This is a genomic window from Bacteroides sp. AM32-11AC, assembly GCF_003603515.1.
Taxonomy (GTDB): domain Bacteria; phylum Bacteroidota; class Bacteroidia; order Bacteroidales; family Bacteroidaceae; genus Bacteroides; species Bacteroides uniformis.
On record NZ_QTNH01000012.1, the window covers coordinates 189451 to 200485 of the forward strand.

The following is an 11035-nucleotide window of genomic DNA, read 5'->3' on the forward strand; positions in this document are numbered from 1 at the left end:
TGCATAATATCTGCCTCGCACGTACCTATATTTGCAAGCTAACTTCTACCTTTGTCGGTACTAAATGAAAGTCTTTCTAAGTGAGACTAAAAAAGAACAATTATGGAACAACGGATTAAGATCGTTTGGATATTCTCCATCGCATCGATACTGCTTATTACCTGCGGACAGGTCTACTGGTTGCGTAATCAGTATCAGTATATGAATGATGAACAAATCAATGGTATTTATGATTGCATCTTGCAGACCACCCAACAGTATGACTCTATCCGTACTCCCCAACCCAAAAAGGTGCTTAGCAATACCAATATGTTCTTCTATCACTTGAGCAAATCCATTGATTTGGAAAAGCGGACCACTATCGACGAATTAATTTTGGGTGTTCTGAAAGGACGGGACTTGGAGAGCTTGGGCCAAAAGAATATAGAAACTCTCAAAATAGAGCAGCAGGACTCTGCCAGTACAGATGATAAAGAGAGAGAGGCAAAGCGTAGGAAATGGGCATTGGCGTTAGACACCCTTTTGCCGGAAGAGCGGCTCATTGCGAAGGATTCATTCAAAATCAATATGTCCGATAAAGATGCTCCTAATTTGAACTCTATTATTAATCTTTATCGTTTGGAGTTGGATGTGCCTTTTGCGTTGCAGCAATTTGATTCCTTGCTTGCCATACGTTTGGACGAACAAACGTTTACTACGCATCTGGTGGTTTCCGAAGATTCCATTTACCAGTGGAATGCGGAACTGAAACGGCAAGGTACATTGTTCAATCCATATATAGAAGTAATGTATCCTTATAATCCCCTGAAACGCCAGTTTGTGCTTGTTTCCGTGAAGGTTTCACCTCATGTGGTACTTGTGCGTATGGGTTGGCAGTTAGTGGGCAGTACATGTCTGATATTTCTGCTGGGGCTTTGTCTGCTGTTTCAGATAAAAACCATCTTGAAGCAACGGCGGATAGACGAACTGCGAAAAAGCTTTGTAAACACTATGATACATGAACTGAAACGTCCCGTCCAGGCTCTGAAAATGTGTATCGCCTTTCTCAATGACAAGTCTATGCGAACAGATGAGAAAGCGATGGATGAAGTGATTCACGATTCCATGTCCGAGCTGGATAACTTGTCGGCCTATCTTTCAAAACTACGTGATATGACGCGTGCCGATGATGAACACACGCAGCTTTCCGTCCGTACATTTGATATAAAGACGAGTTTGGAAAAGCTTGTCCGGCTTTACCATGTTCCTGAGGGTAAGGATGTTGCTATTGAAACCCATTTCAGTTCGGAGACTCTGGTAACGGCAGACCCGGTGCATGTTTCTAATATTATCAGTAATTTGATAGAGAACGCTGTAAAGTATTCGGGCAAGTCTGTGCATATTGTTGTAGATTGCCTTTTGCAGGATCACCAATTGACGATACGGGTGTCTGATGATGGCATCGGCATTCCGGTTTCCGAACAGAACCGTGTATTCGATAAGTTCTATCGGGGCAGTAATCTTCCCGACCGTTCATTGCCCGGCATTGGTCTGGGGTTGAGCTATGTAAAGTTGCTGGTAGAGGCGCATCATGGAAGCATTTCTTTAAATAGTCAGGCAGGCAAGGGAACAATGATTGAAATTAATATTCCCCAATAAGTCCGTGCTAACCCGCATAATCCCTACTCTAAAATAACCAATGATATGAAAGCCTTGAAAATACTTTTTGCCGATGATGATTTGAAATATTCAATGCTGCTGAAGCGCTTTCTTGAGAAGGAAGGCTATGAAGTGACTTATGCCGGAAACGGGAAAATTGCTCTGGAACAATTTCCGCTCATAAAGCCTGATTTGGTATTGCTCGATATCAATATGCCCGGTTACAATGGCTTTGAAGTGGCTGAACGCATCCGCGAGACGGATAAACACGTCCTGATCTTTTTCCTTTCCGACCGTAGCGATAAGGCCGACCGCCTGCAAGGATTCCAACTGAAGGCGAACGATTATCTTGCCAAACCTTTCTATCCGGAAGAGCTGACAGCGCGTATCCGCGAGCGTTTCACTTCGCAGTTGTCCGGCGTGGCGGAGGATGAGATGTATGCTTTCGGCCATTCCGTATTCAATTACAGTACGAACGAGATTCGTACGGGAAATAGTAAGGTGCTGATTACTTCCCGTCAAGCCGATATCCTTCGCTTGCTTGCGCTGAATGTGAATAAGACTGTCAGTCGCGATACGTTGCTGGATGCTGTGTGGGGCACTGCCTCGTATGCCAACTCCCTTGCCTTGAATGTACAGATGTCCTATCTGCGGCGGTCGCTAAAAAACGACCCGAGCGTGAGGATTGAGTCGTTGATGAAAAAAGGGTATATGCTTGCCGTTCTCTGAAAACATCTTTATCTTTGGATTGTTATACAAACAAGACACTTCAAAAAAAAGAGAGCTTATGATGAGTTTAGGAGGATGGATGAATAAAGTCTTGATAGGTTGGGGGATAGACCCGAAGTTTGCCGATATGTTTGACGAGACGATTATTGCACTGCTGATGGTGGGGCTTTCGATAGGGCTGGACTATTTGTGCCAGGCAATCTTCGTTGGCGGTATGAAGCATTATACCCGGCGCTCTCCCCATCAGTGGAATACGTTGCTGATGAAACGCAGGGTGATACACCATTTGATACATATTCTGCCGGGAATCCTCATCTACTACCTGCTGCCCATGGCCTTTGTGCGTGGAAAGGAGATGCTTGAGTTCTCACAAAAGGTGTGTGCTGTCTATATCATTGTGGCGGTGCTGCTTACTATCAACGGCTTGTTGCTGGTGATGCTCGATGTTTATAACATGAAGGACAAGCAGAAGAACCGTCCGCTGAAAGGCTTCGTGCAGGTATTGCAAGTGCTACTGTTTTTTATCGGAGGCATCATAGTGGTTTCAGTGCTGATAGGCAAGTCTCCTATGACCTTGTTTGCCGGTCTGGGCGCATCTGCGGCTGTACTGATGCTGGTATTTAAGGACAGCATTCTGGGGTTTGTAGCTGGCGTGCAGCTCTCTGCTAACGACATGTTGCGGATAGGGGACTGGATAGCGCTGCCGGGTGGCGTTGCCAATGGAGTTGTAGAGGAGATTACGCTGAACACGGTCAAGATACGCAACTGGGACGAAACCATCTCGACCGTACCGCCGTATACCCTGGTGAACAACTCCTTCCAGAACTGGCGCGGCATGCAGGAAAGTGGCGGGCGACGGGTAAACAAGAATATCTTTCTGGATATGACTACCTTGAAGTTCTGCACTCCGGAAATGCTGGATAATATCCGCAAGGAAGTCCCCTTGATGGCCGACTATCAGCCTGCAGAAGGAGAGGTGCCAACCAATGCGCAGCTCTATCGTATCTACATCGAACGCTATTTGTGCAGCCTGCCGGTGGTGAACCAGGAGATGGACTTGATTATCAGCCAGAAGGAACCCACGACGTATGGGGTACCCATCCAGGTATATTTCTTCTCTCGCAACAAGGTATGGAAAGAGTACGAGCGCATTCAGTCCGACATCTTCGACCACTTGCTGGTGATGGTACAGAAGTTTGACTTGAAACTGTATCAGTATTCCGACTAATATATCAACCGGAACTCCGCATATACAGGCAAGTGGTCGCTGTATCCTCCTTGATACTTCATCCCGTAGTAGGTGCGGAAGGGTTGCTGCCCTCCGTATTTCTTGTCTCTTGTCAGTAGGAAGGGCAGGCAGAATACGTCTGCCTTCGCTTCCTCTGTATATAGCGGTGCGTGTTCTTGCAGCAGCGTACCCGATACGATGATGTGGTCCAGCAGTCCCCATTCTCCTTGATACTTGTAGCTGCCGAAGTGCTTGCGTGTCTTGGTTTTTCTTGCCAGTAGATGGTAAAGTTTTTGTGGATGTAGAGAGTCTTGCAATGTTGACGGTGCTGCTGCCTCCAACACCTCCTTTACCGATTTATTCTCCGGATAATCGTTGAAATCCCCTAAAAGGACTATTTGCGGATGTTGGCGTATCGTGTATAGGCTGTCTATGGCATGCTTCACCTTTCGGGCAGCCAGTAGCCGGTAAGGTTCAGACTCTCTTGCCCCTCCCGAACGGGATGGGAAGTGAGCTACCAGTACATCAAGCGTATCCCGGTTCAGCAACAATCCGTTGACGTGAAGAATGTCCCGTGTGGGACGGCTATTCTTCCGGGGCTTGTCTACGGGGAGGCTCTGATAGGAAAGCAGTTTGAAAAGATTACGTTGATACAACAGCGCTACGTCGATGCCGCGTTTGTCGGGAGATTGTGTCATCACATACCGGTAGTCTGCTTCGCGCAAGGCAGAGTAGCGGGTAAGGTCGCGCATCACACTGTCATTCTCCACCTCACACAAGGCAACAAGGGCAGGCGGCGTCCATCCTCCGGTGGCGATGATGACGCGGGCTATATTATCCAGTTTCTTTCTGTATTTAGAGTAGTTCCAATGCCGGGTGGCATCCGGCAGGAACTCGTAGTCATTCTTTAGTGTGTCATGTCGGGAGTCGAATAGGTTTTCTACATTGTAGCTTACTATCCGAAACATGAGGGTATCTTTTCCTTCTTGCCCGTACAGACTAATGTACGGGCAGAGAAGGAAGAGTATAACTCCTATCTTATGGATAACGTTCATACAAACGATTCCCGTTCCCCTTTAAGGAACGCGGGATATTTATTTCACCGGAATGTGCTTCAGTATATCCAGCAGATGGTCCCAGAACTTCTGTACGGTAGGAATCAGCATCCGTTCGTCGGGAGAGTGCACACCCTGCAGGGTAGGTCCGAAGGAAATCATGTCCAGTGCCGGGTATTTGTCAAGGAACAGTCCGCATTCCAGACCTGCATGGATAGCTTTTACCTTGGCATCTACACCGAACAAACGTTTGTAGGACTCAACAGCCACTTCCAGGATTTCTGAATGCGGGTTGGGCTTCCAGCCCGGATATCCGTCGCCGAAAGATACGGCTGCTCCACCCATTTCGAATACAGTACGCACCATATTGGCAATGTCTTGTTTGGAGGAGGCGGTAGAGCTGCGCTGGCTGGTCTCGATACGGATGATATGGCCGGATTTCATCTTTACGGAGGCCAGATTGGTGGAGGTTTCCACCAGCCCCGGAATGTCTTGGCTCATGGCATACACACCGTGAGGTGCGGCATAGATGGTTTGCAGCAAGCGCTTGGCGGTATCTTTGTCAATGGCTTTGGGACGGGCTGCTTCCGATTCGAGTACGAATTGGAGGTCCGGGTCAACGACGGCATATTCTGCCTCCACTTCGGCGGCAAAGACATTCAAGTCTGTGCGCAGGGCATGCTTGTCGGCATCGGGTATGGCAATTACCGCGTGTGCTTCGCGGGCAATGGCGTTGCGCAGGTTACCACCGTCTATTTCGCAAAGGTACATGTCGTACTTCTGGGATGCCTGGCTCAGGAAGCGGTTCAACAGTTTGTTGGCATTGCCGCGCCCCAGGTGTATGTCGCCGCCGGAGTGTCCGCCTTTCAGCCCCTTTATCTGCACTTTGCAGCAGAAATATCCTGCCGGTACGTCCACTTCCCGGTAGGTGAATTCGGCAACGGAATCTATACCGCCTGCACAGCCGATGAAGAGCTCGCCTTCATCTTCGGAATCGAGGTTCAACAGAATGTCTCCGTTCATGAAGCCTTCTTTCAGGGCGAAGGCACCGGTCAGTCCGGTCTCCTCGTCCACGGTGAAGAGGCATTCGATAGGACCGTGCTCGATGCTGTCGTCGGCAAGGATAGCCAGTTCGGTGGCTACACCGATGCCGTTGTCGGCTCCCAAGGTTGTACCTTTGGCTTTCAGCCATTCACCGTCAATTTCGGTTTCGATAGGGTCGGTCAGGAAGTCGTGCTTCACGTCGTTGTTCTTTTCACATACCATGTCGATGTGCGATTGAAGTACGACAGTCTTGCGGTTTTCCATACCCGGAGTAGCGGGTTTCTTTATCAGAACGTTTCCGGCTTCGTCCACCTTCGTTTCCAACTTATGTTTTTCTCCGAATGCTTTTAAGTAAGCAATGATTTTCTCTTCCTTCTTCGAAGGGCGCGGCACTTGGCAGATTTCCTCAAAATAGTGAAATACACCAGCCGGTTTCAAGTCTTTTTTTTCCATAATTATCTGAATTAGCGGCTGCCTTACATGTGTTTATGCAGCCTTCATTATCAATTGTCAAATATCAATTCTCCATTAAATTAACCACTTATTGCTAAATATGGTTAAATTGATTGACTATTTTATTCCCCTTTCTCTTTTTTTAGAGTAAAAAAGGCGAGTTAGTCCAACCAAAGCCCTATATTTGCACCCACAAAAATAGTAAAAACACTATTTTCATGTAACAAAATTAATGGAAATGCTTGATACAATATTGATAACTCTGTTAATAGTTGCTATTTGCATTGTTTTATTGGGTGTGAAGGTCTTTTTTGTGAAAGGCGGGAGATTCCCTAACGGGCATGTCAGTGGCAATAAGGCAATGCGCGATAGAGGTATCGGTTGCGTGCAGTCGCAGGATAGGGAAGCGCAACGCAAGTCCCGTTTTTCCATTGATGAATTGGAAAAAGCCTTAAATGATAGTATGAACTAATTTTAAAAAACAATATTTATCAATTATGAAGAGATTAAACTACCTCATGAACGGTCTGGCAGCTCTCGCACTGATCGTTTTATTTGCTCAATGTGCCGGCAATACTGATAAACAGACAACAAGCGCTCCTGCACAAGCCGGCGGATTATCGGAAATGAAAATTGCTTATGTTGAAATAGATACGCTTTTGGCAAAATACAACTATTGCATAGACTTGAATGAGGCTATGGTGAAGAAGGGCGAGAATGTCCGTCTGACATTGAACCAGAAAGCCAGCGAACTGGAGAAGCAGAAGCAGGAATTCCAGACAAAGTATCAGAACAACGCTTATCTTTCTCAGGAGAGAGCGCAGCAGGAATACAACCGCATTGCAAAGTTGGAGCAGGATTTGCAGAACCTGAGCAACAAGCTGCAGTCTGAGCTGATGAGTGAGAATGAAAAGAACAGCCTGCAACTGCGTGATTCTATCAATGCTTTCCTGAAGGAGTACAATAAGACAAAAGGTTACAGCATGATTATCAGCAATACGGGTTTTGACAACCTGCTCTATGCAGACAGTGTCTATAACATCACCCGTGAGATTCTGGATGGTCTGAATGCAAGATACTCTTCTCCGGTGAAGAAATAATATTTATCCTATGATATAAAAAAGGATGTGCTGAAAAGTACATCCTTTTTTTATAGGCCTCTCCCCCGACCCCTCCCCCGTAGGGAGGGGAGTTTTGAAGTGTTTGTATTTTGTAGGACTATCTCTGTCCCCCTCCCTACGGGGGAGGGGCTAGGGGAGAGGCTTTTAATGCTCCGATTGTACGCTTTACCCGCTCCGCAGTAGTGATGGTGTGTGTGTATTCATCAATATGTACCGTTCCTCCCATAGAGACGGCGGAATTGTGATAGAGCATGGAGCTTTCGATATTTTCCCTGGCGGAGAAATGAAACTCGCGGATACCGGTTTCTCGGGCAATGTGGGCTATGTTGGTTTCATTCACCCCACAGCCTGCCAATAGGATGATTCGGTCTGATGCTTGTTGTTGGAGTTCTTTCAGAAGGGGAATGCCTCGCTCTGCTGTAGGTTGCTGTCCGGAAGTTAGGATGCGGTTGCATCCTAATGCGATAATATCTTCTATTGCTTTTTGTGGATTTCTGCATACATCGAAAGCACGGTGGAAGGTGACGGACATCCCTTGTGAGGCTTTCATAAGCTGCTCCATCAATGGAATGTCTACATTTCCCTCTGCCGTCAAGCAACCGAACACGACTCCGTCAGCGCCTAGGCGGCGGGCATTCTCTATGTCTTTCAGCATGATGCGCTGTTCGGTGGAGGAGTAAAGGAAGTCTCCTCCACGGGGACGGACAATGATATGCAATTTGGTCTGCTGCAATACTTCCCGTGCGATGAGGATATCGCCGTATGAGGGGGTTGTCCCTCCCTCGGGGATGCCTGCGCACAATTCTACCCGGTCTGCTCCGCCGGCTTGTGCGGCAATACAACTCTCTACGGAGTTGGCACAAACTTCAAACTGATAATCTTTCATTTTGTAAAGTTATGGTTGTGGTGCAAAAATAAGAAAAGGGTGAATACGAATTCACCCTTTTCTGCATTTATTTTCTTTTCCGATGTTACTTTGCGTAGCTCACCGCACGTGTCTCACGGATAACGGTAATTTTCACCTGACCCGGATAAGTCATTTCGTCCTGAATCTTCTTGGCGATTTCACCGGAAAGGTTCTCCGTCTGCTTGTCGTCAATCTTGTCTGCACCGACAATGACACGCAACTCACGGCCTGCCTGGATGGCATATGTCTTTGTCACTCCCGGATAGGACATGGCCAGTTGCTCAAGGTCGTTCAGGCGCTTGATGTATGCTTCTACAATTTCGCGGCGTGCTCCCGGGCGTGCTCCTGAAATGGCATCGCATACTTGTACGATGGGGGCCAGCAGGCTGGTCATTTCCACTTCGTCGTGGTGGGCACCGATGGCGTTGCAGATGTCCGGCTTTTCCTTGAACTTTTCTGCCAGCTTCATACCATAGAGTGCATGCGGCAATTCCGGTTCCTCATCGGGTACCTTGCCTATATCATGCAGCAGTCCGGCACGTTTTGCTTTCTTCGGGTTGAGTCCCAGCTCTGATGCCATCACAGCGCAAAGATTGGCTGTCTCGCGTGCATGCTGCAAAAGGTTCTGGCCGTATGAAGAACGGTATTTCATCTTACCGATAATGCGGATAAGTTCCGGATGCAGACCGTGGATGCCCAGGTCGATAGTAGTGCGTTTACCGGTTTCGATGATTTCCTCTTCTACCTGCTTGCGTACTTTGGCAACTACCTCTTCGATACGTGCCGGGTGGATACGTCCGTCTGTTACCAACTGGTGCAATGCCAGACGTGCAATCTCACGGCGAACCGGGTCGAAAGCTGACAATACGATAGCTTCCGGAGTATCGTCTACCACAATTTCCACACCGGTGGCAGCTTCCAGGGCGCGGATGTTGCGGCCTTCGCGACCGATGATACGTCCCTTTATTTCATCTGATTCGATGTGGAATACGGTTACTGAGTTTTCAATGGCTGTTTCCGTAGCCACGCGCTGGATGCTCTGTATCACGATGCGCTTGGCCTCTTTGCTTGCCGTCAGCTTGGCGTCGTCCATGATGTCGTTAATGTAGGACTGGGCCTGCGTTTTGGCTTCTTCCTTTAGGGATTCTACCATGCGCTCTTTGGCTTCTTCGGCAGAAAGTCCGGAGATAGCTTCCAGTTTTTCTATTTCCTGGCGCTGCATGTGCTCCAGTTCTTCTTTCTTCTTGTCTACGATGGACAGCTGGGCTTCCAGATTTTCTTTCACGGCTTCTGCTTCCATCTTCTTGCGCTGGATTTCTTCCTGGCGTTGGTTCAGTACCAATTCACGTTGTTTCAGCTTGTTTTCTGCCTGCTGTATCTTTTGGTTACGTTGGGCCACTTCTTTTTCCAAGTCTGCCTTCTTGTTCAGGAATTTTTCCTTTACTTCCAGCAACTTATTCTTCTTAATCACTTCCGCTTCCGCTTCCGCATCTCTCAGGATACCGTCGTATTTGTTTTTCAGCCCGTGCTTGAAGAACAAGTACGAGGCAAACCCTCCGACAATGAAGCAGGCAATGGATAATACTATTGTAACTACTGTCATTTTATTAATTTGTTTTTAGTGTATAAATAAAAAAGCACTGCATAAAAGCTTGCTTTGATGAAGGGCAAACTTTTGTACAGTGCGCGAATTTCTCTCTTTTACCGACCCGACGGAGGGATTGTAGCTTATTGTTCCTTGAAATAAGTCTCCAATACCTCTGTCAGTTCCTTTATTTTAGCGGTATAGGGTTCAGTATCATTACGGTCCTTCAACTGAAGGTTTTCTAAAGCGAACTGATAGGCCACCATGGCTATAATTCTCTCTAGAGACACATTCTGATAATGCTCCCGATACGCATTGAGCCTGATATCTACCTGCTTGGCGGCTTCTCTTACCATTTCCTCGTCCTCACGGTTGATTGTGAGAGGGTAGGAGGCTCCTGCCATCTGCAGGTTTATCTTTATCTTATCGTTCATACATCCTCTTCTCTTTATTCATTCAACAAAGCGATGCATTTATCGACTTCACGCACTAATTTGGACAATCGCAGTTTCGTCTCTTTCACGTCACTGCCGTTAAGGCTGATTGTCGTAGCTGTTTTTAGGTTCGTGTAGTTAAGTTCCAGTTCCCGGTATTCAGCTTGTACCTTCCCGTATTCCTCCTCTTTGGCTTCAAGAAGTTGCTTTAGCTCAGCATTTTCGCGTTTTAATTCATCGTGCAGATAGATTAAATGCCGCAGTCTGGCTTCAAAGGTACTTAATAGCTTCTTTTCTTCGTCTGTCATCACTACACCAAAATTGTACACAAAAATACGATTTACTTGGAGATTACAAAAACTTTTCGGAGAAAATGTGTTGTAGAAGTGCCGAAATAACCGAAATGGCCTATGAAAGCTTGGTTTCGGGGGATTGAAAAGGGGCGGACTGTTTATCAAAAGATAGGATATGTGGATAGGTGTGGGACTATTGGTTTTCTGCAAGGATTCTCTTCCTTTCTTTTCAAACGCTTAGTATTTCTGTTGCTAACTATTAATCGTCCGACAGTTGTTGAATTATCGTCCAACAACTGTCGGACGATAATTAGACATATGTCGGACGATAATAAAACGGTTATCGGACGATTAATAGTTAGTAAGGCAGGAATTACTTTTTGCTGTTTCCGGAACTACTGCTTGGGAATGATTGGAATAATCTATAGTAAAGGAGGATGCAAAGAAATAAATAAAATAATTTATATAATAGTTTGGTTTATAAAATAAACTAATTATATTTGCAACATCACTAGTGTCCACTAAAAATTTTTTGGTCACTAGTCGGT

Annotated in this window: 12 protein-coding genes; 5 read left to right on the forward strand and 7 right to left on the reverse strand. The window is 46.7% G+C overall.

What is annotated here, in order from left to right:
* The first annotated feature begins 102 nt into the window (after nt 1-102).
* The 3 genes from DW800_RS14425 to DW800_RS14435 are packed head-to-tail and all read left to right on the forward strand — an operon-like array spanning nt 103 to nt 3595.
* Nucleotides 103-1638: a sensor histidine kinase gene (locus DW800_RS14425; protein ID WP_016273208.1), complete on the forward strand. Its 1536-nt coding sequence runs from the start codon at nt 103-105 to the stop codon at nt 1636-1638.
* Between the two features lie 45 nt (nt 1639-1683).
* The gene (locus DW800_RS14430; RefSeq protein WP_117600672.1) at nt 1684-2367 is read left to right on the forward strand and encodes a response regulator transcription factor; all 684 of its coding nucleotides are present in this window, start codon (nt 1684-1686) and stop codon (nt 2365-2367) included.
* A gap of 58 nt (nt 2368-2425) precedes the next feature.
* Nucleotides 2426-3595: a mechanosensitive ion channel family protein gene (locus DW800_RS14435; RefSeq protein WP_016273209.1), complete on the forward strand. Its 1170-nt coding sequence runs from the start codon at nt 2426-2428 to the stop codon at nt 3593-3595.
* Here DW800_RS14435 and DW800_RS14440 read toward each other — a convergent pair.
* The gene (locus DW800_RS14440; RefSeq protein WP_117703709.1) at nt 3592-4650 is read right to left on the reverse strand and encodes an endonuclease/exonuclease/phosphatase family protein; all 1059 of its coding nucleotides are present in this window, start codon (nt 4648-4650) and stop codon (nt 3592-3594) included. The genes DW800_RS14435 and DW800_RS14440 overlap by 4 nt on opposite strands.
* A gap of 39 nt (nt 4651-4689) precedes the next feature.
* Nucleotides 4690-6147, reverse strand: a complete 1458-nt coding sequence (locus tag DW800_RS14445; RefSeq protein ID WP_016273211.1) for an aminoacyl-histidine dipeptidase — start codon at nt 6145-6147, stop codon at nt 4690-4692.
* A gap of 238 nt (nt 6148-6385) precedes the next feature.
* Between DW800_RS14445 and DW800_RS14450 the strand changes: the two genes are divergently transcribed.
* A complete protein-coding gene (locus DW800_RS14450; RefSeq protein WP_005835814.1) occupies nt 6386-6619 on the forward strand; it encodes a hypothetical protein in 234 nt (77 codons plus the stop codon).
* 25 nt (nt 6620-6644) lie between these two features.
* A complete protein-coding gene (locus tag DW800_RS14455; RefSeq protein WP_005835815.1) occupies nt 6645-7247 on the forward strand; it encodes an OmpH family outer membrane protein in 603 nt (200 codons plus the stop codon).
* Between the two features lie 136 nt (nt 7248-7383).
* On the opposite strand, the gene DW800_RS14460 is transcribed toward DW800_RS14455, so the two are convergent.
* The 5 genes from DW800_RS14460 to DW800_RS19825 all read right to left on the reverse strand — a co-directional run.
* On the reverse strand, nt 7384-8154 hold the full coding sequence (locus tag DW800_RS14460; protein WP_117703710.1) for a copper homeostasis protein CutC: 771 nt from the start codon (nt 8152-8154) through the stop codon (nt 7384-7386).
* A gap of 85 nt (nt 8155-8239) precedes the next feature.
* A complete protein-coding gene (gene rny / locus DW800_RS14465) occupies nt 8240-9778 on the reverse strand; it encodes a ribonuclease Y (protein ID WP_005835816.1) in 1539 nt (512 codons plus the stop codon).
* Between the two features lie 125 nt (nt 9779-9903).
* On the reverse strand, nt 9904-10194 hold the full coding sequence (locus DW800_RS14470) for a cell division protein ZapA (protein ID WP_005826408.1): 291 nt from the start codon (nt 10192-10194) through the stop codon (nt 9904-9906).
* A gap of 14 nt (nt 10195-10208) precedes the next feature.
* Entirely contained in the window at nt 10209-10502 is a 294-nt protein-coding gene (locus DW800_RS14475; protein ID WP_008663836.1) for a hypothetical protein, read from the reverse strand.
* Nucleotides 10503-10838: 336 nt separating this feature from the next.
* Nucleotides 10839-11035: hypothetical protein (locus DW800_RS19825; RefSeq protein ID WP_207814338.1), on the reverse strand; the 197-nt coding region annotated here is incomplete at its 5' end.